Source organism: Micromonospora sp. NPDC047074, assembly GCF_040643815.1.
Taxonomy (GTDB): Bacteria; Actinomycetota; Actinomycetes; order Mycobacteriales; family Micromonosporaceae; genus Micromonospora.
This window is the reverse complement of sequence record NZ_JBEYVB010000035.1, coordinates 1-25,524: the sequence shown is the minus strand read 5'-3', so window position 1 is coordinate 25,524 and position 25,524 is coordinate 1. Positions and strand designations below refer to the sequence as shown.

Genomic DNA, 25,524 nt, shown 5'->3' with positions numbered 1-25,524 from the left:
CAGCCGACTGAGCGGCCTCGCGCCCATCACCGCGTGAGCGCCAGCCAGACCTGACTGGCGCCGATCGGGTCGACGGCGCAGGTTCACCGGCAACCTTTGGATGGGGTGGGTGCGTGAGTAGGGGTTACGAGGAGCCGACGGTGCGGGGAGCTGGATGGACAGGCGTGTAGACGACGAGATCACCGAGTTCGTCCGGGCGCGCTACGGCGGTTTACTGCGGGTGGCGTTTTTGCTGTGTGGTGACGCCGCGCGGGCAGAGGATCTCGTACAGACGGCGCTGGCCAAAACGGCGGTCGCGTGGCGGCGTATCGATCACGGCGACGCGGTGGACCACTACGTGCGGCGGGTGTTGGTCAACACCTACATCAGCGCTCAGCGGCGCCGGTCGTGGTGGGAACGGCCGTTAGGCCTGGCAGATGATCTGGTCGCGGCGAGCCCGTATGAGGCGGTGGACCAGCGGGATGCGCTGCGGCGGGCGCTGGGAAGGCTGCCGGGGCGGCAACGGGCGGCAGTGGTGTTGCGTCACTACATGGATCTGAGTGAGCAGCAGTCGGCTGAGGCGCTGGGTTGCTCGCTGGGCACGGTCAAAAGCTTGACCTCGCGGGGCCTGCGCTCGCTGCGGGCGTATCTGGCGGAGGAAGACGGCGTGGGACGGATGCACGAGAGGCAGGGAGCGGCGGATGTACACAGATGAGCAGGTGCGGGGCGCGCTGGGTGACCTTGCCAAGCAGGTGAGGCCATCGCAGGCTCCGGAGGTGGCCGTGCTGCGCCGAGCCCGCCAGCGGCGTCGACGTCAGCGAGTGGCTGCCGCTTGCGCGGTGGTGATGGTGGCAGCGTTGGCCGCCACGTCGACGACCCGGATCGTGGGCGCTGCCGATGGGCAGCTCGCCGCCGCGCCTCCGGACGGTCCCTTCCTGGGTTGGGCGCCGGCGGGCAACGCGGTGAGCAGTGGCCTCACAGGCACGGTCACGCGGATATGGAACGCCGCCGCCGCTGACACCGTAGCGTCAGCCGGCCCGCACACCGAGGCCCGCACCCTGCTGGCCACCCGCACCGAGCCGCTGGGCTTGGTGGTGATCGCGCAGGCGTACGACAGCGCTGGGATGCCGAGGATCGGGTTCTTCACCGGAGGTGGCGATGACGGAGGCGGCCTGGTGCTGCGCGCCGACCGGCCGGCACCGGATCCGGCCACGACCAAGGTGGTCAGCCTGGTCAGTGCCCGCCTGCAAGGGCCGATCAGGACGGTCAGCGGGGATTATTGGGGCGCCTACGCAATCGTGCTGGCGATGCCGGGTGTCACCTCGGTACAGGTGTCGAGCACAACGGTCGATCAAGAGTTGCGCGACGGCGATGGCGGCCGCCCCGGGCCGGTGCGTGTGCAGTCACTGCCGATCTCGTCTACGGCGTTGACCACCACGATCACGGGGTTTCACCGTAAGACCCGCGTGTTCAGGGCCGCAGCTGATGGCGGCGCGTTCGGCGACGCCGAGCCGATAGCCGCGCAGGTCGTCGCTGCGGAGCCTGAGTCGCTGACGGTGTCGGTCATGGACACCAGCCGGGTAAAGCCGGGTCAACTGGCGGCCACCGGCGACGGACTGGTGGGCCAAGTCTCCGCCGTCGACACCGCCGCCCGCCAGGTGACCATCAAAGCGTCCACCGCAGTCGGGTTCACCAGTCCTGCCTACACCGACATAAGCAACCACCCCGGCCAGGTAGCCGGCGACGGCACCGGCCTGCGGCTGCAGAACCTGCCGGCGGACGCGAACGTCAACATCGGCAACCGGGTGCTGGTGCCCGACCCCGCACAGCGCGACAACCGCGTCGGCGCCCTGACCGTCGGCCGGGTCTCCGGCCTTTCACCGGTGCGGCTGATCACCACGGCGAACCTCACCACCCTGCGTCAGGTGAACATCATGGTCTCGACCAGTCGCTAGACCACATACGCGCAGGGGCCGCCCCGACCGGGCGGCCCCTGCATGTTGTCGAATGCGGTGCCTCAGCTGTTGGTAACGCTACCTGCGCCCTGCGCCCAGCCCTTGTGGAACCACAGGTAGTAGGTGTTGTTGTTGTTCAGGCCGGTCCAGCAGTAGTAGTGGGTGCCACCCGCCGCCGGGAACGTGGCAGTACTGCCCTGCTGGACATCGGTGCCAAGCGTGTCGACCCATAGGTCGATCGTGATGTCCACGGTGCTGTACACGTCAGTCCAGTTGCACACCTTGCCGGTCGTCGTCTTGAACCGGCGGCTTTCCATCGACTTCTCGTACTCGAAGGTGTAGTTGAACGGCAGACTGTCCGCCAAGACCGACATGTCGCCGACTGCCCTCGCGCCGTCCGTGAAGTGGTACGTCGGTCCCGCCCCCGGCGCGAATCCGGCCGGCGCCGGCGTGGCCACCACCGGAGCGTTACCAGACGGTGTTGCTGGCGCGGCGTGCGCCGGCGTGGCGGTGATCCCGAGCGCCACGACCAGTGCGGCCATGACACCGATAAGTCGTCTACCCGTTCGCATGGAACCCTCCCGTGATGGGTCGTGAACAGGCGAACGGCCACGACGAGCGCGTCGCAGCCGCCCCTGCAGGACACCGGACGATACGTAAAGCGATATCTCAATCGCGTAGAGTAGCGGCCGTGGCGATGACCATAGTCGATATCCTTTTGACGCTGCAAGACCCAGATCGCCGGTTGCAGCACAGCGACTGAGACGGCATCGAAGGCTCACGACCATGCCACCCTCACATGCACCCCGGGAATCCTCCACCCTTTGGGGGGAAGGCGGCGGTCCTCAGTCCAGGTGCGCGCGTTGCCGGTACCACAGGCCGGCCAGGAACACCGCCAGCACGCCGAACGCGGGCCGAGCCGACTCCGCCAGCGAGGCGTACCGCCCCGGACCCCGTTTCAGAAGCGGGAACAGCCGCGCGAGCGGTCGGCGCTGGGTGTCGGTACGGGGGTTCGGTCATGATGATGCTGCCTTTCGGTGTCTCGGGTTGCTGCTCAGCGGTTTCGGGGGACTGGAGGTAGTGGTCGGGGTCGTGCGGGAACACGGCCTCGGCCGCGCGGACAGTCGGATGACGGCGGGCGATTCCTCGGAATCGCCCGCCGTCACGGCTTGCGGCCCGGCTTGGTGCGGACCTGGTTGAGCTCGGCCTGGAGCCGCTCGGCGTGGGCCTCGGCGGCCTGGGCGCGGTCGGCGGCGGCCGTCGCGGTGGTCTCGTGTCGGATGGCGTCGGCGCGGGCGTCCTGGGCGGCCTGCTCGGCGGCGCGGCGCTCGGCGGCAAGCTGCTCGACCTGGCGGCGGACCTCGGCGAGGGTGGCGCGTTCGGCGCGCAGCTCGGCGGCGAGGTCGCGGCGGGCGTTGTCGACGTCGACCAGGTCGCGGCGGGCGGTGTCCCGCTCAGCGGTGACTGCCACGGTGGCGGCCTCCGCTCGGTCGGCGCGGGCCTCGGCGGTCTCGGCACGGCGGGTCGCGGCGGCCAGCTCCCCGCGCACCTGCTCACCGGCGGCACGCGCGTCGGCCAGTTCGGCGCGGACGGTGTCCACCTCGGCGCTCAGGCGGGAGACGTCGGCGGTGAGCCGGGCGGCGTCGCGTTCGGTGGTGACGGTGGCCGCGGTGGCCTCGGCCCGCCCAGCAGCGGCGACCGTAAGCCTGACCTGTGCTGTGCGGCCTGCGGCCCCGGGCAGTGACGCCCGAGGCCGCAGGTGGTGCTCAATCGAACCACTGGCTGAACTGGTCCGAAAGCTACTGGCAGGCCTACTCGTCGTCGCGCAGGTCTTCGTTCCATCGGCGGTCGATCTCGCGGAGCAGCGGCGTCTCTGTGAAGGTATGCGCCTCGCGGTGCGGCCGGTTCGGCTTCGCCGCGCCGAGGGCGATGTTGCGTGCCCGCCGGTACTGCTCGGCGCGTTCCTCCCGGCTCTGGGACAACTCGCCGATTAGCTCGTCAGCGAGCGCCTTCATGCGGTTGTTGTTTTCCATCCTGTGCCTCCTTGTTCGAGGCGGCCGGGCCCGTTGCCTGGTCGCCTCTCACCTATCGGCGGGGAGCGGCTAGGAACCCCGCAACGCCGTGCGGAGTCGCGTCAGCGGCACGGTTACGTAGCGGGCCCGACTTCGTCGGAGGTTGACGAGAACTGGACGCCGACCCCGGACGGGCCTACCGGCTGGGCGAGTCAAGGCCGGCCTCCACAGCTTTCACCGCAGGCACCTGCCCGGCTGCGTCGCTGCCGGTCTTCGCCCCCGCCACAGCATCTCGGGTCGAAACGGGGAACGCCCGAGCGGCCGTCACCGCCGGTTCACTGCTGGTCGCGATGCTCTCCGCCGGATCGGCGTGGGCCGCCTGGTTCTCGACGTTATCCTGGCTGCGGTCTCGACGTACCGTGCCGAGGTCGATACGTCCGTCGAGCTGGTCCTGCACCACCCGGCACGCGAACGCCCCTGGGGTCCGGGCCCGGTCGACGAAGTTGGGCACTCCGCGCAGCAACTGCTGCACGTCGTGGCCAGCTCGCTGCGCCTGGTCCAGCGTGTACGCCAGAGCACCCCACGCCTCGCACCCGATCATCCTGTCGGCCCGCTGCCCAGACGGCCATGCCTTGCGCACCTCGGCGGCCATCCGCTCCTGCCTGTCCCGCACTGCCTCGGCGGACATCGCCGGCCGCCGTGCCCGGTCCGTGGCTTCGCGCACCGCCCGGTCGACGGCGTCGGACAGCACCTCAATGTCGTCGGGCTCGCGCTCCGGCTCGTGCTTCTCGGCCGCCCGGCCGGCCCGCTTGGCGAGCTGGTCGACGACCGTCTGTCGGACCTGCTGCGCCCGGGGATCTATGTGCTGCCACGTCGACGCGGCCCGCCACACCCGCGTGATGTCCTCCGTCCCGGCGGTGCGCCACCACCCGAGGCGCATCGCCGGCCGCCACACCGCCGCGTCGGCCTGCTGTGCCGCGCGGGCCTGCGCGCGGATCTGCCGGGCCTGTTCCTCGCTGGCCCGGGCGGCGCGTTGCAGCTGCGCGATCCGGGCGTCGATGAGCACCTGGGCCAGTTGGCCGGCGGCCTGGATCGCGGCGGTCATCGCCGCGGTGGCCCGCTGGTGGATCTCGGCCATCTCGTTGTCGGCCACTACCGTCCCCCGTCTCTCATCGCTGCGTCTGCTGATCCACCGCCGGGTCGACGCGGGCCCGTGCCCGTGCCGCATCCGGCTCGTCCCGCCCCACGCGCGGGACCGGAACGTCTCGCTCGACGTGCACCGCGCCTTGGGCGAGCAGCGGCATCAGGTGCGCCGCCGCCCTGGCCGCCGCGCCGGCCGCGTGTGCCTGCTGCTCGGCCGCGCGTAGCTCGGCCAGCGCCACCACCAGCCGGGCCGCCTGCACAACCACGGCGAGCAGCACTGCCGCCTCACCGCCGTTGCGGGCGGGTCCGGTGACCATCAGCGCGTCGGCGACCCGGCCCAGCTCGGCGGCGATCGTCGACGCCGCCGGTGCCGGCGCGCGACGTGGTGGTGCCGCCGCGCGGGCCAGTGCGTCAGCCGCCCGCGTCACCGTGCCCCGCCCGGACGGCTCGGTGGCCGCCGCGACCCGGGCCATCAGGTCGGCGCTGGCGCGGGCCACCATCGGCCACTGCGGCGAGCCCGGCGCGACGCTGGCCAGCCGCCCACTGATCGCCTCCAGGGCGGCGGCCGACGACCGCCACACCGCCATCCGGTCCTCACCCCGCAGCGTCGGCGATTCTGCGGAATCCACCGCCTTCCACTGCCCGGCCAACGCCGGCGGCGCGTCGGGCCACCGCTTACGGATCTGGGTCAGGCTCAGCTCACCGTCCAGGCGGCGGCCGGCATACCAGCGCGGCTTGCCGGCACCGGCCGGCCGCAGCGCCACGGCGTATCCGACCACCTGGTCCCGGTCGGTCGCCGCAGTGCGCGCGGCGACCAGCAGACCGGCGGCTCGCATGCGCGCGACCCACTCGGCCTCGCTGGTGGCACCGGCGAGCGCGGCCCGGACCTGGCGGCGCAGCAGCTCCCGGTCCGGCGCCTGGTCGACGCGCCGGGCCCGCTCGACCTCGGGCCGGGTCAGCTCCGGACGCCGGGTCGCCCCGGCCCGACCGGGTGTCCACTTGCCCAGCCCGAACTCGTCCTCGATGAGGTCGGCGACCTGCTGGCTGCGCCGCTTGTCCTGCCGCAGCCACACCGGCGCCCCGTCCTCGGTAGCGAGGGTGACGACCAGGTGCACGTGGTCGTTGCCCATCGCCGACAGCCCGTGCCGCACCGCGATCCACCGACACCCGGCCCGCTCCGCGTCGCCGGTGAAGCCCATCTCCTGCACGAACCGGGCCGAGATGCGGCCCCACGTCGCGTCGTCGAGCTGCCCCTCGTGGGCCGGCAGGCTCAACGAGCACTGCCACACGTACTGCTTCACCCCGCGCTCACCGGCGGCGATCTGCGGCGCGTCCAGCCGCGCCGCCAGTTCGTCCAACGACCACCGCTCGCCGTCACGGTCATGCCGTTCGGGAGCCAGCCGTGCCACGTCGTCGTACCCGGCGACCAGGTGCGGATTGACGTGCTCCTCGACCTTCCCCGGCCCCCACAGGTACTCCAACAAGCCCCGAACCCGAGTGCCGTAGGTGACCTTCGGGATCATCAGCGTCGGCCGGTCTGGGCGGCAGCGATCGCAGTGACGAGGTCGTCGACGCGGGCCGCGATCCGCGCCAGGTACGCCGCCGTGGCGGCCAGGTCCCCGGCCGGCTCCCCGGTCGAGTGCAGCCGCGCTACCGCCTGATTGAGGTTGGTCGCCGCGCCCCGGACCTGTCGGTGTACACCCATCAACTCGACCAGCAATGGGCCCGCCTCCCCGCCTCCGCTCGGCCCGGCCGGGGCGGGCACGAGCGGCGCCGATCCTGCTTCCGCCAGGTACGCCGAGGTGGCCATCCGGGCCGCCGCCGCGTTCGCCTCGACCGCCGCCAGCTCCGCCTCGGACAGCCGCACGGTCACTCGGTGCACACGCGGATCATCGTCAGTGTGGGCACGTCTGCGGCGCTCACTGGCGCCGAACCGGACCACACCGACCTGCGGCGACTCAGCCACGTCGACCACCCTCCCGGCGGGCCGACGCCGCCCTGATCTGCCCGGCCGCTGCGCGGCCCGCCTGACCAAAAGTCAGACTTTTACTCCAACTTGCTCCGACAGGTCGAGCAAGTGTGTCCACTATCGGGACACCGCCTGGTCGCTAGTCGTGCTTCGTGTCGATGATGCGCCTATCGTGCTGCCTTGGGCGGTGCTGCCCAGTGCAGCTTCCTCGGTCAGCGAAGCCCTCCTCGATGACGGGAAGGCTTGAGCTGCTGCGGTGGTGGATGATCGTCCGCCAGCTAGATTGCGGTGAGCCACGGCCCGACGGACGGCGTCAACAAGAGCAGGTTTTAGATGCTCGCCGAGCCGGGCCGCCGTAGCCTGCGCCCGCTGACGAAAGTGGTCGCGCTCCTCGTCCGTCCATGGCCGGGACCGCTCCTTTTCGATTGCTCGCCGCAACCCTGCGGGCTCGTGCCAGTTGCCGGCCGTGTCCAGGGAGTTGTGGTGCAAGATTTCGCCCCCGCGCCGCACCACATACACGGCATCAACAAGATGCTCGGCCTCCAGCCGATCCGCCGTAGCAAGCACTGCGGCGTACGCCCTGTCGTGGATCTCGGGCCGCACGAAGCGACCGACGTCGGACGTGTCCTTCTCCTGCTGGTATCGGTCTAAGATCGCGAGGAGGCTTCGGGCCTCGTGCACCGCGACGAAGACGTACTCCACCCGAAACCCGGCTTGGTGAAAGTCTGCGAATCGGGCTGCCGCCCAGTCAGCTCCGGCCAATGGTGCGCTGATGACCGCATCGAACCGCTGCTCTTGGATGTACTCGGCAAGCATCATCCACCACTCGTCCGCAGCATCAGCGAGCAAAGTTCGCACCGTCTGGTCGTCCTCAGCGGCCAGTCTGTCGTAGGCCGGATGGTAGAGAAAGAGATCGTCACCATCGACCGCGACGGCGTCTTCGCGCCCCAGCTGCCGGACAACTTGAGACTCCACGGTGGTCTTTCCCGCACCGGGCTGACCGGCGATGAACACCACCGTGGGGTTGTCTCTTGACGTACCGGTGTAGCCCGGCTTGATCTGCTCCTCGAAGATGCGCCGCAAATCCTCGGCAGGAAGCCGGTACATCGAGAAATCCATGCTGGTGGTCATCGCCCCGACATCTTTCGTGCCACCGCCGGATAGTCGCGCAAGATCCGCTTGATCTGCTCCTCGTCTTCGAAAGTCAGGAGCCGTCGCTCCCGCATGTACTGCTGCTGCGTTGTCAGCAACCCGGCACGCTCGTCAGCATCCACCGTTCTACCAAGGCGACTGCTGCATGCCGCAATCACCGTGCCAATCACCGACCTGGCCAACTCAAAGTCGGCAGCCTGTTGCTCGGTCCAGGTTCCCAGATCAGTGAGCCGCCACTCGCCTTGTCTCCCGTCACCCTCAGCCATCGTTCCCTCCTTCACCATGCGACCGCTCTGGCCTACTCTTGATCTCGAACCAACTTTTCGAACCCACCCTTGAAGGGAAGACAGCATGAATCGTGGCTTCCTGAACCACGCGACCTGGCGCAAGAGCAGCCGCAGCCTGAACGGAAACGCCGAGTGTGTCGAGGTCGCACTCACCCCGCACGCGGTGGGCATCCGCGACTCCAAGGACCCGTTCGGTCCCGCTCTGGTGGTTGTCGGCTCGGAGTGGATGGCGTTCATCGACGGCGTCAAGGGCGAAAATCTGCGGCCCTGATCCGTATGCACACAAACCCCAGTTCCTACAGCCGAGAGCGGCATCACCAGGACTGGTACTGACTAGCTTCGAACAAACCTGTCTGTCTGCGCCGGGAACCCGCCCCGTGAGGGCTGGAGACGGTAGCCGCACGCCCCCCAGCATCAAGGGCGCTGGGCGTCGCTGCGCGATGGGCCTACGCCCCCTTTTTGACCCTGGCCGACGTCCCTGGGTGGCACTGCTAGCGCCCTCACCGGTCGGAGGGAGGGCTGAAAGAGCGGGCCCACGTGGATCGATCTTGGCCGCTAAGCTCTGCGTCCGCAGACACCAGACCGGAGCATCCTGGGGGAGGTTCCCATGGCCGAACAGTCCGCCAAGGCCGTCCGTACCGAAACCGAGCGAGCCGCACTGCAACTGCTGCGCGAGCGCGCGAACCTGGTCGGCGAGGCAGCTACCGCCCGGCACGAACGCGACCAGCTCGTCGACGCGCTGCGCGAGGCCAACAGCCGCTACGCCGCCCGCTACGCCGACGCCGTCGCGGGCGGCTGGAGCGCCGACGAACTGGCCAAGCTCGGCCTGGACGCGCCGGAGTCGTCGACCACGTCCAGGCGGCGCCGCCCACCCCGGCAGGCGCAGCCCGTGCAGGGTCAGCCGGACGAGCTGGTGACGCCGGCCGACGTCCCGGCGCAGACGTAGCAGCTCCGTCCACGTCGCGATGACGGCCTCCTCCGCTTTGGCGGGGGAGGCCGTCATCGTGTGGGCGCGGGTCACGACCTGGTCCCGAGCGGCACGCCGCGGGCCCGCATCCACGACTCCGGATCGACCGCGTTGCTGCTGTTCGCGTGGAACGGGCCAGGACGCACGTTGGTGTGTACCTCGAAGTGCAGGTGCGGCCCCGAGCTTCCGCCGCTGTTACCGACGTGTCCGATGACCACTCCGGCCGCGACGCGCTGACCGATGGACACCTCGGGCCGCTCAATCATGTGGCAGTAGCGCGTCACGATGTTGCCCGCGTGGCGGATGTCGACGTACCAGCCGCAACCGCGCGCACCGGTGTGCCCGTCCCGGTCGCAGGTGGTGTGCCAGTCGCACTTGACCTGCTCCACCACCCCCGCCGACGCGGCGCGGATCGGGTCACCCCGCACGTCGGAGGTCGACATGTCGACGCCGGCGTGCAGGCGGCCATTGCGCGGGCCGAACGGGCTGGTGACCACCGCCCGCAGCGGCTGCACCCAACCGCCCGGACCGACCGGGACCGGGCCCAGGTCGTCGACGCCACACGGGGCCGTCGGCGCACCACCACCGATGTCGTCGATGCTCGGCAGACCGAGCACCCGCGCGGCCAACTGCTCCGCCTCCGGCTCCCATTTCTGATACGCCTCCGGCAGACCCGAACGCTGCACCGCCTGCGCGGCGTCAGTCAGCCGCATCCGCTGCCACCCGTCAACGCGCACCAACGCCTCGTAGAACTTCCCGGCCGCGTAGGCGGGCGTCATCCGCTCCCGCACACTGCCCCACCCCGGGCGCTGCTGGAACAGCCCGACCGAGTCGTGGTCGCGGCCCACACCCTCGTGCGGCAGCGACAGCGACTCGGGCACCGTCGAGTTGGCCAGGTTGCGCAGCGTGGACTCCTGCATCGCGGTGGCCAGCGCGATGACGTACCCGCGCGGCGGCACCTTCCGCTGGCGTCCGACCGCCACGATCGTCGCCGCGTGCGTGCTCTGGGCGCTGTTCCACCTGCCGCCGCCCGGTACCGGTGAGACACCAGGCAGCGACGGCACCTCGCACGCCGCCGCCTCGGCCTGTGCCTGGCCGAACAGCATCAAGGGCAGGCCCACCGTTCCGCCGCACACCAGCATCACCACGGCGGCCACCGCCGCGATCAACGCGACCGGTCGCCGCGTCACTGGACCGCCCGAACGAAGTCGTTACCAGTGACCATCCAACGCCCGTTCACGGCGGCGAGGGTGACGGTCAGCGTGCCCGCGTCGGTGGGCACCTCGTACACCGCCGCGGCCTTCGGCGCCTGCTTCACGCTCGGGCGGCCCGTCACCTGAGTCGCCGGAACCTGCGCCGGGTCGACGGTACGCAGCGCGCGGGCGAAGCCCTCCTCGCAGTGCGGCGCGACCCGCTTCCACCACACGGCCGCCGACAGGTCCGGCCGGGCCCAGGCCGCCGCGAACGCCGCCACCACCCTCGGCGCCTGCGCCGCCGGTGGCAGCGCGGCCGGCGGCCTCTCGTCGCCGTGGTCGTCGTTGCCCGGCCGCTCGCTGGTCGACGTCGGCGACGCCTCGACCGCCCCGGCCGTCGGATACACCGGGCCACTAAGGTCCGGCGCCGGCGTGCCCGGCTCCGCAGCCGTGCCGCACCCCGTCAACGCCACCGCCGCACCCACAATGGCCAGCCCCGTCCGAACCAAGCCCACATCATTGATACGCGCGCATGCACCTCTTCTGCGTGCCATATGACGCCCTCCCCCGTACTGCCATTCGCGTCCTTGTCGCGGCAGAGCAATCACCATAGATCCATTGAGAAACGGGCTGCTACTGTCGGCTACTCGTCGGTGACCTTGATACACGGGGGAGGCATCGGATGACGGAGAGCATCTGCGCGCGGCGGGAACACCGGTGAAAACAACCACTGCTGCCACGCAACGCACCCGCCTCGGAAGCGCACCCCACCTTCCGTCCTCGGTGATTCCAGAGAATGTCCTCCTCAGTGGATGGCCACCGATCTGGTGGGTGGGATGCCACGGCGGAGCGGGCACGAGCACCCTGGCTCGGCTGGTCGGCATCGGGGCCGACTTCGGCCGGGCATGGCCACTGACGACGCCCGTGATGCCGCCAGCCCAGGTGATGCTGGTCTGCCGCCTGTCCGCACACGGCACCTGGGCGGCCACCGGCGCGATCGAGCAGTGGCGCCGCCGCGCCGGCATGACCACCACGACCACCGTGCTGGGCGTGGTCGCTGTCGCGGCCTCCCCACGGCGGCCCCCACGCATCGCCACCGAACGACTGCAACTGCTCGGCGGCTGGGCGCCGCGGGTGTGGCGCGTCGGCTGGGTCGACGCGCTCCTGGCCGCCGACGACCCCCGCGACGTCGGCACTCCCCCCGACGTCGAAACACTCCGCCACACCCTCACACAACAGATCCACACGAGACCGGAAGTGAACCGATGACGCTCACAGACCTCCCCGCTCGCCTGGGGCTGTACCTGGCAGCGCCCACCCCGCCACCCGGTGGGGTACCGAACCCCGGCGGTGGCGTGGCACCCCCCGGAGTGGTGCAGAGCAACGTGTTGGAGATCCTCCAGTGGATCGCGTGGCTCGCCGTGGCGGCGTGCGTCGGCGGACTCCTCTACAGCGCCGCGAAGATGGCCATCGCGCACCGCCGCGGTGACGACACCAACGTCGCCCAGCTCGGCTGGGTATTCGCGGCCTGCCTCCTGATCGGCAGCGCATCCACCATCGTCGGGGCCCTGATCGCCTAGCAGGCCGGGAGGCTGCCAATGTCATCGTCTGACTTCGCCCAGCGCCCGCCGTGGACGCGCCCCGGTTTCATCGCCGCCGCCGCGCTGCTCCTGGTCGTCATCATCGCCGGGGTCCTGGTCGCCGTGTTCGCCATCGCCGACAACGGCGGCGATGGCGCCGGCCGGGCACCCTCGCCCGGCGCAGCCCCGCACGGCAGCGACGCCCCGCCCGCCAGTGACGCCCCGCAGGCCCTACCCACGGCGGTCCCGACCGCCGCACCCGCCGACGTGCGGTGGGAACTCGTCGGTCCACTCGCCGTCCCGGTCAGCGCCACCGCCGGCCCGCAGCAGAACACCGCGACCACCGCGTCGGGCTTCACCCGCACGCCGGAAGGAGCGCTGATCGCGGCGGCCCAGCTCACCGCGAGAGCCAGTCACACCCTCGGACCGGACTACTGGCAGCCCACCATTGAGCGTCAGTTCGTGGCCAGCGCCGACCGGGACCGGCTGCTCGCCGAGTACCGCGCCAGTGACAGCGGCCCAGCCGATCCCGGCTCGCTCAGCCAGATCGCCGGCTTCTCCTTCCAGTCGTACACGCCCGACACGGCCGTGATCGGGCTGGTACAGCGCGCACCCTCGGCCGGCACCCCCCGCTACCACGTGCTGTCGCTGACGCTGCTCTGGCGAGATGGCGACTGGCGTATGCAGGCCCCGCCCGGCGGGGCGTGGATCTCCATCAACCGCGTCACCAGTGACCTCACCGGGGTCGTCGAGTGGGGGCCTCGGTAGTGCCAGACGACTGCCCCATCGTCAACCCCGTCTGCGTCCCCGGGCACGTCCTGGACACCACTGCAGGCCGGTTCATCGAGGAACTGTCCGAGCAGGCGTCCGAGGCCGCCGCTGAAATGCTCAAGGCCCTGGTCGCGGGCTGGATGTCCATCCCTACCCCGAACGTGTCCCAGGGGTCCTGCCACACCAACTCGGCCGGGAAGCTCGTCTGTGACGGCACCGTCGACTACCTGAGCGCCTACACCAACTGGGCGGTCGCCGCCCTCGCGGTGGGCGCGGTCCTCATCGGGGCACTCCGCCTCGCCTGGGAACGCAACGGCCGCGACGCCGGCACCCTGACCAGAGGGCTGGTGACCATGGTCGTGCTCGCCGGCGCCGGCGTACCCGCCGTGCAACTGCTCATCGGCATCGGCGACAGCTACTCCGACTGGATCCTCAAAGCCGCCGCCGACGGCGACCTCGGCGCCCGACTGCGCCTCTTCGCGCCGGCCGCCGCCACCAGCGGACTCGCCCCACTGATGGCGATCGGCATCTCGATCATGATGTTCCTCGCCACCATGGTGCAGTTGCTGCTGCTGCTGGCCCGGGGTGCCGGCCTGGTGCTGCTGGCCGGGCTGCTCCCGCTGGCCGCCGCGTCGGGCATCGCCGGATCCGGACGCGCGATCCGCGACCGGTACCTGACGTGGCTGCTCGCCCTGGTCCTCTACAAGCCGGCGGCGGCCACCATCTACGCCGCGGTGTTCTGGATGCTCGGCAAGGGCCAGGACCTCACGACCCTGCTCACCGGCCTGGTGATGTTCTGCATGGCCATCGTCGCGCTACCGGCGCTGATGCGGCTGATCGCCCCGGCCGTGTCGGTGCTGTCCTCCGGTGGGTCGGGCGGCGCGGCCGTGGCGGCGACGTCGGCGGCCGGGCAGGTCGCCTCGGGGGCGGTCCGCCTCAACGCCAGCAGTGGCGCAAGCGGCGGAGGACCTGGGGCTCCCACCGGTGGTGGTGGCGGGCGGCCCGGTGGTGCCAGCCCGTCCGCTCCGGTGCCGGCGCCCCGCCCCTCTGGTGGAGGCACCCGGGCTGGGGCTGCGGCCTCGGGGCCGGTGGGGGCCGGCTCGTCGACGGCCACGACAGCCGGCACCACGGCGGCCGGCACGGCACAGACGGCGGGCGCGGCCGGTGCCGCCACGTCGGCGGCCGGACCAGCCGGGGTCGCGGTCACGGCAGCGCAGGCCGGGCCCGCCACCGTGCGCAAGGTCGGCGGCACGGCGTCCGGAGCGACAGGTGGTGAGGGCGCATGAGCACCGACGTACGGGCCCGTGCCGACGAGCAGCCGCAGCAGCAGCGCACCTATGGCAACTGGCGCCTCGGGCGCGGCGCCGGCCTGTTCGGCCTCGGCCCGGCCGGCACCATCGCCGCGTTCCTGGTCATGGTGCTGTCCGCGGCGATGATCCCGATCTCCGCCCTCGCGGCACTGGGCACCGCCATCATCGGCCTGCTCGTGCTCGCGCCCCTGGCGATCCGGATCAACGGGCGCACCGGATTCCAGGTCATCAACGCCCGGATCGCGTGGTGGATGGCGCGGGCCCGCCGCCACCACGTCTACGTCTCCGGCGTCGCGTCCAAGGTCACTGCGGCCCACCAACTCCCGGGGGTGCTGGCCCGCTCCGAGGTGTACGAGGTGGAGACCGGCCGCTCCGGGCTCGTCGCCGTCGTCGTGGTGCCACAGAGCCGGCACTACACCGTCACCCTGCGGTGCGCGCCCGAGGGCATGGACCTGGTCGACCAGGCCGTCATCGACACCCGCGTCAGTCACCTGGCGTCCTGGCTGGCGGCCCTGTCGCGCGAGCCGCAGCTCGTGCAGGCACAGATCACCGTCGAGACCACCCCGGATCCGGGCACCCGCCTGGCCGCCGAGGTCACCGCCACGTCCCGACCCGACGCCCCGGCGCTGGCCCTGCAGGTCCTCGACGACGTCGTCCGGTCCTACCCGGCCGGGTCGGCGGCCGTCGACACCCGCGTGTCGCTGACCTACACCGCCCCGCCCGGCCGGTCCATGTCGCACGAGGACGTCTGCCGGGAGGTCGCCGCCCGGCTGCCGCACCTTCACGCCGGACTGACCGGCGCCACCGGCGCCGGCATCGTGCCGATGTCCGCCCGCAGCCTCGCCGCCGTGGTGCGCGCCGCCTACGACCCGGACGCCGCCCTGGACCTCGCCCGCGACCCGAAGCTCACCCCCGACTGGACGCAGGCCGGACCGGTGGCCACCCGAGAGAGCTGGGACTCCTACCGACACGACTCCGGCGTCTCGCGCACCTGGTGCATGGTGGAGGCCCCGCGCGGGGTGGTGTACTCGCGGCTGTTCGCCCGGCTCACCGACCCGGACCCGCAACTGCTGCGCAAGCGGGTCACGATGGTCTACCGGCCGTACTCCCCCGCCGACGCGGCACGGCTGGTGGAGTCCGACAAGCGCGACGCGAGGTTCCTGGCCAGCAAGAAACACCGGCCCAGCGCCCGGGACCTCACCGACCTGGCCGCCGCCGACCAAGCCGCCCAGGAAGAGGCCACTGGCGCGGGGGTCGTCCGCTTCACCGTGCTGGTCACCGCCACCGTCGCCGCCACCGACGACGGCAAGCAGCTCGACGAGGCCACCGGCATCATCCGGGCCCGCGCCGGCGAGGCCCGCCTGACGATCCGGCCGATGTACGGCTGCCAGGCCGCGGGATTCGCCGCCGGCCTGCCCACCGGCATCGTCCTGCCCACCCACGCCACGATCCCCTTCTAGGACGGCCGATGACCAGCCCCAACACCGGCCCCCCTCCACCACCACGGCGTCGACCAGCCGGACGCCGGCCTGGCCGTCTCGGCTACGCCGCACCCGGCGGCGGCCGGTGGTCGTGGATCGAGCCCCCGACGGAGTACCGGGGCACCACCGTGCAGGTCTGCGGCCTGTACCCGTTCGGCACCGGCGCGTCAACGCCGATGATCGGCGTCCCGGTCGGCCGGCACCTCTACACCGGCTCGGCGGTCTGCTTCGACCCGATCTCCTGGTACACGAGGGCGAGGCTGATCAACAACCCGTCGGTGTGGATCGAGGGCGAGCCCGGCATGGGCAAGTCCACGGCGGTGCGGCGGATGGTCCTCGGTCTCACCGCGCAGGGCGTCACGCCGCTGATCCTCGGCGACCTCAAACCGGACTACGCCGAGCTGGTCCGCGCGCTCGGCGGGCAGGTGTTGCGCGTCGGGCCCGGCCTGGACCGGATCAATCCCCTCGATGCCGGCCCGTGGCGGCAGGTCCTCGACCGCGTCGACGAGCGCACCGGCGCCGTCGTGCGCGCCGCGGTGACCGACCGGCGGCTGAACATGCTCGTCGCCCTGGCCACCCTCGTACGACGTGGGCCCGTTACCTCGGATGAGACCACCGTCCTGGCCGCCGCGCTGCGCTACCTCGCCGAGCGGGAGACCGACACCCCGCCGGTGCTCTCCGACGTCCTGAACGTCATCCGTGACGCCCCGGCCGAGGTCCGCGCCGTCACGCTGTGGCAGGAGGACCAGGACGTTCCCCGGTTCCGTGACGACGTCGCCAACCTGCACCGCACCCTGCTGGCGCTGCTGCACGGCCCGCTCGGCGACACCTTCGAGGGGCAGACCACCACGGCGATCCGCCTCGACACCCCGGCCGTGTGCGTCGACATCTCCAGCATCGACGACACCGACGAGCTGCGCACCGCCGCGACCCTGCTCTCCACCTGGTCCTACGGCTTCGCCCAGGTGGAGGCCGCACACCTGATGGCCGACCTCAACCTGGCCCCCGCCCGGACCTTCTTCACCGTGCTCGACGAGTTGTGGCGGGCGCTGCGCGTCGGGCACGGCCTGGTTGACCGCGCCGACGGCCTCACCCGCCTCAACCGGCAAAAGGGCACGGGCACCGCGTTCATCACCCACAGCCTGGCCGACCTGGAGGCGCTGCCCACCGCCCACGACCGGGCCAAGGCCAGAGGCTTCGCCGAGCGGTCCGCGGTGCTGATGATCGGCCCGTGCTCCGAGCAGGAACTCGACGCCGTCGCGCGCGTTCGGCCGCTGTCGCAGGCCGAACGGCGCGAGGTGCTGTCCTGGTCGGCGCCGCCGTCCTGGACCTCGACCGAGGGCAGCGGCACCGTCGGCCGTGGCAACTTCCTGATCAAGGTCGGATCCCGGCCGGGCATCCCGGTGCACCTGGAACCCACCGAGACGGAGATGCGGCTCGGCAACACCGACTTCCGCTGGACCATGGCATGAGCCGGCCGGCTGGGCCGCGCGGTGGCCACGACGACGCGGGCCTCATCGTCGGCGGCATCGCCGCCGGGGTCCTGGTCCTCGCCAGCGGCGCGTGGCTGCCCGTCGTGCTGGCCCGCCCGCCCGGATACACCGGCGGCGGACCGGTCCAGGTCGCCGCCGCGGTGCTGCGCGGTGACATCACCTGGACCACCACCTGCACCCTCATCGCCGTCGCCGAGGTGACCGTCCTGCTGCTCCTGGCCGTCGGCGGCATCACCACCTGGCGGTGGACTCGCCGGCGACGCACCCGCGTCGACCCCGCCGCCCGCCGCATGGCCAGCCGAAAAGACCTCGCCCACCTCGGGCCCCGGGGTGTTGCCGACAGCGGCCGGCGGCTGCGGCCCAGCCTCGCCGACGTCGACCGGCCCGACCCCGACCAGCTCGGCGTCCTGATCGCCCACACCGTCGCCGGCGGAATGCCACTACGCCAGTCCTGGGAGGACATGGCCGTCGACATCTGGGGCCCACGCACCGGCAAGACCACCTGCCGGGCGATCCCCGCCATCGTCGCCGCCCCCGGCCCGACCCTGGTCACCAGCGTCAAAGGCGACATCGTCGACGCCACCCGCGACATCCGCGCCGCACGAGGGCAGGTGTGGGCGTTCGACCCGCAGCACATCCTCGGCCCCAAGCAGGGCATGTGGTGGAACCCCCTGCGCACCGTGGCCACCATCACCGACGCCCGCCGCCTGGCCGAGCACTTCGCCTCCGCCGAACGCGAGCCCGGCGTCAGCCGCGACGCCTTCTTCGACCCCTCCAGCGAGGAGTTGGTGGCGAACCTACTGCTCGCGGCTGCCGTGTCCGGCCGGGACATCCTCGCCGCGTACCGGTGGGCCGTCAGTCCCCGCGACGACGAGCCGGCCGAGCTGCTGCGCGAGCGCGGCTACGAGCTGCCCGCCGACGCGGTCGCCGGGGTAGTCAACATGCCCGACAAGACGAGGGGCGGCATCTACGCGGGCGCGCAGAAGATGCTCATGTGCCTCACCGAGCCCGCCGTCACCGCCTGGGTCACCCCACCCCCGCGCGGCGGGGTCCTCGAGTTCGACCCGGCCGTCTTCGTCGCCTCCACCGACGTGCTGTACCTGCTGTCCCAGGGCGGCCCCGGCTCCCCCGCCCCGCTGGTCGCCGCCCTCACCGACGCCGTCCTGCGTGCCGGCGAGCTGCAGGCCCGCGCCTCGGCCGGGCGGCGCCTCGACCCGCCGCTGCTGAGCGTCCTCGACGAAGCCGCCAACATCTGCCGGCTACGCCAGCTCCCAGCCCTCTACTCCTTCTACGGCTCCCACGGCCTGCCCATCATCACAATCCTCCAGTCCTACCCCCAGGGCATCGACGTGTGGGGCCGCGAGGGCATGCGCAAACTCTGGTCCGCAGCGAACATCCGCACCTACGGCGGCGGCGTCGCCGACCCCGACTGGCTCGAAGAACTGTCCAAGCTCATCGGTGAGCACGACGTCACGACCAGGTCGACCAGCAGCAGCGGATCCGGGTGGGGCCAGCGGTCCGTCTCGCACGCCACCCGCCGCCAGCGCATCCTCGACGTCGCCGACCTGCACGCCCTGCCCCGGGGCCGGATGGTCGTCTACGCCTCCGGCGCCCCGCCCGCGCTCGCCCGCACCGCCCCCTGGCAAACCGGCCCCTACGCGGCGGCGATCCGCGCCTCGATCGCCCGCTGGGACCCCCACGAGCGCACCGACTGGACCCTCACCCCCGACGACACCCCGCCGGAGCCGACCCCATGACCCTGCCCCAGCCCGGACCGGCCGGCGACCCGGTCGCCGACCTCAGCGCCCTGCTCGGCCAACTCGCCGGCGACCCGAGCGACACTCCGCCGCCGGCCGCGACGCCGGCCGCCGAGCCCGCCGAGGCGGAGCCGGTCTACCGCAACGTCGAGGCGTTTGTCGGGGGCTACCTCGCTTACGTCGTCGAGCGGCGCCTCGCCACTGGGCCGACCTCCGGGGTGAACTGGTGCCCCCGGTGGTGGGCGCACCCGGAGGCGATTTCCCGCCTGTACGCGCTGTGGCGAGCCTGGGAGACGCTGCGGGTCAGCGACCCGCAAACCGGCATGAGCATCTGGTGGCGCGACCACCTCGATCCCCACCTCGCCGCGCTCGCCGCCGAGTACGGGCCGTTCAGCCGGTGCAGCCCGGACAAGCACACCGAACCCCGGCCCCTGCCCGTCGAGCCTGCGCCGCCAGAGATGCTCGCGCAGCTCCCCGACGCCGACAGCCTCTGATTCCGTGGCATCGCCCGTGGCGGCCGGTCCGCAGCGAGCTTGACGAAGTCCTCGCGGAAGCGGCGCTCCGTAACGCCGTAGACCGCCCGCTCGGCGCCAGGAAGGAGTCGCCAGACTTGAGCTAGTCCGCTGAGGCCTCGCCGTAGTTTCCAGCGAGCGAGAAAACAACTTCAGCCCTGGTCAGGAGCCCGCACGAACGCCTGGAGCCCCCAGAGTGTCATTACGTCCCTGACCAGCGCTGGGGTTGTTTTTGGTCCGGAAGCTACCGGCGGGCCTCCAGGCGATCATCAAGAATCGACTCAAGAGCATCCAGTACCGCACCGACCTACTCGACGGCTTCCTCGCTCACACCGGACTGACACTCGAACCCGACACAACCTGACCATTCAAGATCTGTAGCGTGACTTTCCCGAACGTTGGTCCCCGAGGGCCTTACCGGTGTAATCACTCCTCACCGGTGTCTCAATCACACGGTTCCGGGCGGGCCTCCCCTACGGGCCACTGCGTGTGGTCATCGGTTTTGGCGCACGTCCGGTTCGCGCCGGTCAGGTTCACGCCCGTCAGGTTCGCGCCGGTCAGGTCCGCGTCGGTCAGGTCCGCGCTGAACAGGTCCGCGCCGGTCAGGTCCGCGTCGGTCAGGTCCGCGTCGGTCAGGTTCACGCCCGTCAGGTCCGCGTCGGTCAGGTCCGCGCCGGTCAGGTTCACGCCCGTCAGGTCCGCGTCGGTCAGGTCCGCGCTGGTCAGGTTCGCGCCGGCCAGATTCGCGATCAAGTTCGCGATCACCTTCGCGACTCTCGCGGTGAGCCGGCCTTCCAGGTTTGCGCCGTTCAGGTAGGCGTGGGTCAGGTCCGCGCCGGTCAGGTCCGCGCCGGTCAGGTCCGCGCCGGTCAGGAGCGCGCGTGTCAGGTTCGCGTCGGCCAGGTTCGCGTTGCGCAGGCTCGTGGCGGTCAGGTTCGCGTCGCTCAGGTTCGCGTCGCTCAGGCCCGTGGCGGTCAGGTTCGTGTGGATCAGGGTCGCGCCGGCCAGGTGCGCGTCGGCCAGGTTCGCGTGGGCCAGGTTCGCGTAGGCCAGGTTCGCGAGGGCCAGGTTGACGTTGGAGAGGTCGAGACGGCGGATAGGGATAGGCGGCGTCTCGTTTCCGATTACGCCGTCGCGGGTGATGTCGCGGCGACCCAGCACGGTCACGACGGCCTGGATATCGACCGGCGGGCGAGGACCCGAAAGAGTCGGAGTGGCGGCCTGCTTGGGTGCGGGGGCGTGGACCCGGATGAACGCGGCGAGGATGTCAACGACGGCCGGCTGGTCCACGGCCGAGTCGCGCATGATGCGTTCCAGGGCGTAGATCGCGCCCAGTCGTACGTCCACCTTCTCCGGACCGGGTTGGCCGAGCTGCTCGACCGCCTTGGTGAACCGATCGGTGATCTGACCCTGATCGGTGAGCCGATGCTGTTCCCGGTTGGCCTCGCTGCTCTGGCGATTGGCCTCGTTGGTGATGTACAAGCCGATGGCCACGAAGAGCACCGACAGGATGCTTCCGATGGCCACCAGACGCTGCCACGGGTCGGGCTTGACGTCGATCGGCCCCACCGGTGCCAACTCCAACCGGACCGCCGCCGGCCGCGAGGACCGTGCCCGAGGCCCGACCGCAGACTGACCCGCCGCCCTCCACCGCCGCCCCGAAACAGACACACCACGGCGACCACTACCCGCACTCACGCGACCACGAAGCGACATGCGTCCATTGCAGCCGACCACGACCAACAAGGAGAACCCACAGCCACACTCAGGCATCACGACCAGACGGCCTCAAAGGCCCGCCGGTAGCTTCCGGACCAAAAACAACCCCAGCGCTGGTCAGGGACGTAATGACACTCTGGGGGCTCCAGGCGTTCGTGCGGGCTCCTGACCAGGGCTGAAGTTGTTTTCTCGCTGGAAACTACGGCGAGGCCGCTGAGGGGCCTGCGAACCGGAGGCCGGACAGGCGGCGGCCCCCGCACCAGACCGGTGCGGGGGCCCCCGTGCACTAGCGGATCGAGCGATGCAGGCGTTCCAGCGTGAGGAACGTGGCGAGCCCCAGGCTCACCGGCGCCACCACGTGCGGGTACTGGTCGGCGGCGACGCCGACAATGCCCCCCACCAGCAGGAACGTGGCCGTGCTGACGGGCAAGTGAAGCCCACTCGGCCCACCGGATGCGACCCTCTGCTGCACTTCAGCTGCATGAGGACGTAGTCTTCCCATAGCGTTGACTCTTTCTGCCTGGGCTGGCGATAGGTGTTGCGCTTCGGCGGGTGCCCGGGGTAGGAGCCGGGTGCCCGCCCTTACTTTGGTGCCAGGTCGCGTCGATCGACCACGGCACCTCGTCCGGGTCCACGAAGTGGGTCCACGCGATGTAGTCACGTGACACGTCCCGAACTCCCGAAACTGTATGTCCCCCCGGGACAGTCCGTCCGCCCGACCCCGAGCATCTCGTGCTACCCCGCGGAGGGGACGGATCCGTCGCCCGTCAATGACGTGCCGAAGTCCTGCTACCCCCGCCTGGCCGCGCAGTTGACGCTGCCACCCGCATGTGCGGGGGTCAACCATTTGGCATTTTTCGCCACGGGTCCGGGAGGTACCAGCCGGGACAATTCCGGCGACAGCGACGATCGGGGCGGACTTGCCGTCGTAGTCGCAGGCGAGCACGGTCAGCCTGATTGCCCGAACGTCCCCACCGGTCGACAGCAGGACCGACGTCGTTGCGGTCGGCGGCGGACTGCGCCCGCCGGTCGAAGTCGGTGCGCGCGGTCTGCCCGGTTTGGCTACTGGCAGTTATTGGCCACACTTATCGAGGTGACCACCCAGGACCCTCAAAAGCCCGGCGGGAACCTCCGATCCATCACTGCCAGCGCCGCCATCCTGGCAGTGCTCGGACTCGGCGTGGCAGCCGTGAACACGGCCATCGACGGCTCGGTAAGTGGATCGGTAGCCCCTACTAGTGGCGCAACCAACACCGCTGCGACGATTGCCGTCAAGCCGTCACCCACGCTCACACCGACTCGTGCCGTGGTGAAAACCTGGACTGTCACCGAAACCGAGCCCATCCCGTACCGGACCAAGCAGGTCAAAGACTCGTCAACGCCGAAGGGCACCACGAAGGTGCGCACACCCGGGATCGACGGCGCCAAGACGCTCACCTACCAGGTGACCGTCACCGACGGAGTTGAGACAGCGAGGAAGCTGATCAAGACGCAGGTCACGACGAAGCCCGTAACCGAAGTTATTGCCGTCGGGACGAACAACTGCGACCCGAACTACAGCGGCTGCGTGCCGATCGCCAGCGACGTGGACTGCGCGGGGGGCAGGGGCAACGGACCCGCCTACGTGAAGGGCCCGGTCAAGGTGATCGGCTACGACATCTACAAGCTCGATCGGAACCGTGACGGCTACGGCTGCAACGAATAGGCCGCACATGAGCGTCGAGCAACGCCGTCGCCTCCCTGGTGAAGCACGGGGCTGGTCGACACCGCCGCGCGGGAGCGGCGGGCAGCGAGGGCTAACTCTGTCAGCGGGTGTCACCGGTCTACAGAGCAGCGACCTGCCCGTCACGCTGGGCCGGAATGAGGGCAGGCAGCGCGCTGTACAGGGTGCTGCGCGAAACGCCGAGCAGCTTGGCGATCGAGGTCATCGTGCGGTTCGGCTCGGCGAGCAGTTGCAGCGCGTACGCCACCTTCTCCGGAGTCATTGCCGGCGGCCGGCCGAGGCGTTGTCCGCGGGCGCGAGCGGCGGCCAGGCCCTCGTTGGTGTTGGCCACGATGATGGTGCGCAGGAACTCGGCCAGCGCGGCGAAGACGTGGAAGACGAACATCCCGCCTGCGGTGGTGGTGTCGAGCTTCTCGTGCAGGGACTGGAAGCCGACGCCGTAGTGCTTAAGCCGGCCGACGATGCCGATCAAGTCTTCCAGCGAGCGGCCGAGCCGGTCGAGCGAGACGACGGTGAGCACGTCGCCGGGCCGGATGTACTCGAACACCTTGGCTAGCTCGGGCCGGTTGGTGTTCTTTCCGGAGGCCTTGTCGAAGAAGCACTTGGCGCAGCCAACCGCAGTCAGTGCGGCTTGCTGGCGGGCGAGATTCTGCTCGCGGGTGGACACTCGCCCGTAGCCGATGAGCACGCCTGCGAGCGGAGTCTGGGCGAGCAGGTCGTTATCGGTGGACGTGGGGGTGACGATCACGCCGCCCAGCGTGCCCAACAAACCCATCTTTGCGTTGTTGGACACGCCGGCTTCTCGGACGGGTTTTTCGGACGCGATCTACCCGCTCTGACAGCACGGTTTGATCTTGTCTGGAAAACGATCGATTCTCAAACAAGATCAGAATCCGAAGGCAAGAGTGATGAGATTGCAGCACACGCCACACCTTGCGATCATCGCAAATTAGTGCGCATGATGTAGGCATGACTCGACGAGACATTTTCACTGATGTGGCCGCGATCCTGTACCCGATCCCGCAACCCGACCTCGGCGAGGAGCACGACGACGGCTTCCTCGCGGCGCGGGACGAAGCTGCCGAAGACCAAGAACGTGCTGCCGAGAACCTGCTGGCCGCGTGGGACGGAGACGATCAGGACCCGCTGATCGGCGCGCTGGCTGGTGCCCGCCGCGCGAAGGAGGAAGCCGAACAGCGGATCCGCGAGCTGATCGCCTACGGGCGCGAGTTCGTCCAGCCCCGCCCCTATACGCTGGGCGACCTGGCCGCAGCCGCCGGCATGTCCATCTCCGGCGTCCGCACCGCCTACAGCCACCGCGACGTCGCCCAGGTCGCCGACGCCACCGGCGCCAAGCCCCGAGAGTGGCGAGCCCCCGATCCCGATGACGGGCAGGCAACGGCATGAGCACGGCGGCTTGCCTCTGTCCAATCCGCTGGCGGCGCCTCTACGCCATGATCGAAGGCAGTCGCTACGAGGTCGAACCAAGTCTCAGCGACACGGCGACCAGCCTGCTGTTCCGGGCCTGGTGCGCCGACTGCGGTGCCGAGTACACCCACCCCTTCCGCACCAGCGCCACGCGGCACCAGGCGGCCTGACCGGGGCGCCCGGTAACTCAATTGCGCTGGTAGGGCCGGACACGACACCGACTCGGCACCCACCGGCAGGACGGCTTAGCGCCAAGTTCCGCCCGTTCTTCCTCGGCCCCCACTCCAAGGCTGCCCATGCCTACACAAGATCACTTACGAGGGCCTGGCGGGGCGACCGCCACGGAGGTGCTGAGCGATAGGCGGTGGACAAGAGGGCAAAGCGGTGGAGCTTACTGTGCGTAACTCTTGCGGGCGCCCGCAGCGGCGACAAGATCGCCGTAGGGGTTCAGCCAGCCCAAGCCGCTGCAAGGAGCAGTGGCACAAGTCACAGTCGCTCGCGCGAGGAGCAAGCCCGGCGAAGGACGCAAAATCGACATAAGCCCATGCGATGGCTTAATGAGAAATCCTCACTTCTCGACGAACAAGCCGGGCCCGCAGTGGCGGAAGGCACCTAGCGATCGGTCGAGGGGAGGCCTCGGGATCGTGCCACCTGTCACCCAGCCCGCGCGGCCACCTCCTGCAGGTTCCGGCGCAGGGGCCTCGGGGCAGGCCATCGGAGTGCCGACCGGGTCGGAGCAGTTGCCCTGCCCTCAGCCATCGCGGCGACCTGACGGTGCAGCAGGTCGGCTTCTACCCGAAGCCTCCCACCGGAGCTAACGCTGAGAGCGATGTCGGGGATAGCCGGTCCGCTTCCTGCTTCGCTCCGTCACCTGCTACCAATGTCCGAGCCTAGGACTGAAGAAGAGTCAGGGCCATAAAAGTGAGCAAGCCGGCGGCTCCTTGGAGTGCTCAATGGAGTTGGCGGTGGTGCGCGTAGCCAAGCTTGCCGGCCAACTTCGTACGACACGCGTCTAGAGCCTCCATTGCGTCCGTTCGAGGGCTCAGCGTCAGGCGAGGGAGGGACGCGGGCCGGGGGCCGGTACGAGGCCGGG

General features: G+C 70.5%; 27 protein-coding genes. 15 read left to right on the top strand and 12 right to left on the bottom strand.

What is annotated here, in order from left to right; all coding sequences use genetic code 11:
• Positions 1-154 precede the first annotated feature (154 nt).
• Positions 155-694, top strand: coding sequence for a SigE family RNA polymerase sigma factor (locus ABZ809_RS27665; RefSeq protein WP_357565535.1), 540 nt, complete (start codon positions 155-157; stop codon positions 692-694).
• Complete coding sequence (locus ABZ809_RS27660; protein WP_357565534.1) at positions 681-1,934, top strand: hypothetical protein; 1,254 nt, start codon at positions 681-683, stop codon at positions 1,932-1,934. The genes ABZ809_RS27665 and ABZ809_RS27660 overlap by 14 nt, the downstream gene beginning before the upstream one ends.
• 62 nt (positions 1,935-1,996) lie before the next feature.
• Here ABZ809_RS27660 and ABZ809_RS27655 read toward each other — a convergent pair whose 3' ends face one another.
• From ABZ809_RS27655 to ABZ809_RS27620, 8 genes are all read right to left on the bottom strand, one after another.
• Positions 1,997-2,476 (bottom strand): hypothetical protein, encoded by a 480-nt coding sequence (locus tag ABZ809_RS27655; protein WP_357565533.1) that lies wholly within the window; start codon positions 2,474-2,476, stop codon positions 1,997-1,999.
• Between the two features lie 620 nt (positions 2,477-3,096).
• Complete coding sequence (locus ABZ809_RS27650; protein WP_357565532.1) at positions 3,097-3,534, bottom strand: hypothetical protein; 438 nt, start codon at positions 3,532-3,534, stop codon at positions 3,097-3,099.
• A 211-nt stretch (positions 3,535-3,745) separates the two neighbouring features.
• Complete coding sequence (locus ABZ809_RS27645; protein ID WP_357565531.1) at positions 3,746-3,967, bottom strand: hypothetical protein; 222 nt, start codon at positions 3,965-3,967, stop codon at positions 3,746-3,748.
• A gap of 175 nt (positions 3,968-4,142) precedes the next feature.
• The gene (locus ABZ809_RS27640; RefSeq protein WP_357565530.1) at positions 4,143-5,099 is read right to left on the bottom strand and encodes a hypothetical protein; all 957 of its coding nucleotides are present in this window, start codon (positions 5,097-5,099) and stop codon (positions 4,143-4,145) included.
• A 16-nt stretch (positions 5,100-5,115) separates the two neighbouring features.
• Positions 5,116-6,612 (bottom strand): relaxase, encoded by a 1,497-nt coding sequence (locus ABZ809_RS27635; protein WP_357565529.1) that lies wholly within the window; start codon positions 6,610-6,612, stop codon positions 5,116-5,118.
• Positions 6,612-6,971 carry a plasmid mobilization relaxosome protein MobC gene (gene mobC, locus ABZ809_RS27630; RefSeq protein WP_357565528.1) on the bottom strand — a complete coding sequence of 120 codons (360 nt, stop codon included), beginning with the start codon at positions 6,969-6,971 and terminating at the stop codon, positions 6,612-6,614. The genes ABZ809_RS27635 and mobC overlap by 1 nt, the downstream gene beginning before the upstream one ends.
• Before the next feature lie 204 nt (positions 6,972-7,175).
• Entirely contained in the window at positions 7,176-8,189 is a 1,014-nt protein-coding gene (locus ABZ809_RS27625) for a zeta toxin family protein (RefSeq protein WP_357565527.1), read from the bottom strand.
• Positions 8,186-8,476 carry a hypothetical protein gene (locus ABZ809_RS27620; protein ID WP_357565526.1) on the bottom strand — a complete coding sequence of 97 codons (291 nt, stop codon included), beginning with the start codon at positions 8,474-8,476 and terminating at the stop codon, positions 8,186-8,188. The genes ABZ809_RS27625 and ABZ809_RS27620 overlap by 4 nt, the downstream gene beginning before the upstream one ends.
• Positions 8,477-8,561: 85 nt before the next feature.
• Here ABZ809_RS27620 and ABZ809_RS27615 point away from each other — a divergent pair, with 85 nt between their 5' ends.
• Both ABZ809_RS27615 and ABZ809_RS27610 read left to right on the top strand, forming a co-directional pair.
• A complete protein-coding gene (locus tag ABZ809_RS27615; protein ID WP_357565525.1) occupies positions 8,562-8,768 on the top strand; it encodes a DUF397 domain-containing protein in 207 nt (68 codons plus the stop codon).
• A 336-nt stretch (positions 8,769-9,104) separates the two neighbouring features.
• Positions 9,105-9,443, top strand: coding sequence for a hypothetical protein (locus ABZ809_RS27610; RefSeq protein WP_357565524.1), 339 nt, complete (start codon positions 9,105-9,107; stop codon positions 9,441-9,443).
• Between the two features lie 71 nt (positions 9,444-9,514).
• Here the strand turns inward: ABZ809_RS27610 and ABZ809_RS27605 are convergent, their stop codons facing one another.
• Positions 9,515-10,654 (bottom strand): M23 family metallopeptidase, encoded by a 1,140-nt coding sequence (locus tag ABZ809_RS27605; protein ID WP_357565523.1) that lies wholly within the window; start codon positions 10,652-10,654, stop codon positions 9,515-9,517.
• Complete coding sequence (locus tag ABZ809_RS27600; protein ID WP_357565522.1) at positions 10,651-11,064, bottom strand: hypothetical protein; 414 nt, start codon at positions 11,062-11,064, stop codon at positions 10,651-10,653. The genes ABZ809_RS27605 and ABZ809_RS27600 overlap by 4 nt, the downstream gene beginning before the upstream one ends.
• A 520-nt stretch (positions 11,065-11,584) precedes the next feature.
• Here ABZ809_RS27600 and ABZ809_RS27595 point away from each other — a divergent pair.
• The 8 genes from ABZ809_RS27595 to ABZ809_RS27560 are packed head-to-tail and all read left to right on the top strand — an operon-like array spanning position 11,585 to position 19,543.
• Positions 11,585-11,926: a hypothetical protein gene (locus ABZ809_RS27595; protein ID WP_357565521.1), complete on the top strand. Its 342-nt coding sequence runs from the start codon at positions 11,585-11,587 to the stop codon at positions 11,924-11,926.
• Complete coding sequence (locus ABZ809_RS27590) at positions 11,923-12,237, top strand: hypothetical protein (protein WP_357565520.1); 315 nt, start codon at positions 11,923-11,925, stop codon at positions 12,235-12,237. Before ABZ809_RS27595 ends, ABZ809_RS27590 begins: the two co-directional genes overlap by 4 nt.
• 18 nt (positions 12,238-12,255) lie before the next feature.
• Positions 12,256-13,005 (top strand): hypothetical protein, encoded by a 750-nt coding sequence (locus ABZ809_RS27585; protein WP_357565519.1) that lies wholly within the window; start codon positions 12,256-12,258, stop codon positions 13,003-13,005.
• The gene (locus tag ABZ809_RS27580) at positions 13,005-14,294 is read left to right on the top strand and encodes a hypothetical protein (RefSeq protein ID WP_357565518.1); all 1,290 of its coding nucleotides are present in this window, start codon (positions 13,005-13,007) and stop codon (positions 14,292-14,294) included. Before ABZ809_RS27585 ends, ABZ809_RS27580 begins: the two co-directional genes overlap by 1 nt.
• A complete protein-coding gene (locus tag ABZ809_RS27575) occupies positions 14,291-15,778 on the top strand; it encodes an SCO6880 family protein (RefSeq protein WP_357565517.1) in 1,488 nt (495 codons plus the stop codon). Before ABZ809_RS27580 ends, ABZ809_RS27575 begins: the two co-directional genes overlap by 4 nt.
• Before the next feature lie 8 nt (positions 15,779-15,786).
• Positions 15,787-17,271, top strand: coding sequence for an ATP/GTP-binding protein (locus ABZ809_RS27570; RefSeq protein ID WP_357565516.1), 1,485 nt, complete (start codon positions 15,787-15,789; stop codon positions 17,269-17,271).
• Positions 17,268-19,049 carry a TraM recognition domain-containing protein gene (locus ABZ809_RS27565; RefSeq protein WP_357565515.1) on the top strand — a complete coding sequence of 594 codons (1,782 nt, stop codon included), beginning with the start codon at positions 17,268-17,270 and terminating at the stop codon, positions 19,047-19,049. The genes ABZ809_RS27570 and ABZ809_RS27565 overlap by 4 nt, the downstream gene beginning before the upstream one ends.
• Positions 19,046-19,543 carry a DUF4913 domain-containing protein gene (locus tag ABZ809_RS27560; protein ID WP_357565514.1) on the top strand — a complete coding sequence of 166 codons (498 nt, stop codon included), beginning with the start codon at positions 19,046-19,048 and terminating at the stop codon, positions 19,541-19,543. The genes ABZ809_RS27565 and ABZ809_RS27560 overlap by 4 nt, the downstream gene beginning before the upstream one ends.
• 462 nt (positions 19,544-20,005) lie before the next feature.
• On the opposite strand, the gene ABZ809_RS27555 is transcribed toward ABZ809_RS27560, so the two are convergent.
• Positions 20,006-21,130: a pentapeptide repeat-containing protein gene (locus tag ABZ809_RS27555; protein ID WP_357565513.1), complete on the bottom strand. Its 1,125-nt coding sequence runs from the start codon at positions 21,128-21,130 to the stop codon at positions 20,006-20,008.
• A 1,243-nt stretch (positions 21,131-22,373) separates the two neighbouring features.
• Between ABZ809_RS27555 and ABZ809_RS27550 the strand changes: the two genes are divergently transcribed.
• Positions 22,374-22,985, top strand: a complete 612-nt coding sequence (locus ABZ809_RS27550) for a G5 domain-containing protein (protein ID WP_357565512.1) — start codon at positions 22,374-22,376, stop codon at positions 22,983-22,985.
• A gap of 118 nt (positions 22,986-23,103) precedes the next feature.
• Here ABZ809_RS27550 and ABZ809_RS27545 read toward each other — a convergent pair whose 3' ends face one another.
• Entirely contained in the window at positions 23,104-23,778 is a 675-nt protein-coding gene (locus ABZ809_RS27545; RefSeq protein WP_357565581.1) for a recombinase family protein, read from the bottom strand.
• A gap of 194 nt (positions 23,779-23,972) precedes the next feature.
• Between ABZ809_RS27545 and ABZ809_RS27540 the strand changes: the two genes are divergently transcribed.
• Positions 23,973-24,410 carry a hypothetical protein gene (locus tag ABZ809_RS27540; protein WP_357565511.1) on the top strand — a complete coding sequence of 146 codons (438 nt, stop codon included), beginning with the start codon at positions 23,973-23,975 and terminating at the stop codon, positions 24,408-24,410.
• 47 nt (positions 24,411-24,457) lie between these two features.
• Positions 24,458-24,601 carry a hypothetical protein gene (locus tag ABZ809_RS27535; protein WP_357565510.1) on the top strand — a complete coding sequence of 48 codons (144 nt, stop codon included), beginning with the start codon at positions 24,458-24,460 and terminating at the stop codon, positions 24,599-24,601.
• The last annotated feature ends 923 nt before the right edge of the window (positions 24,602-25,524 follow it).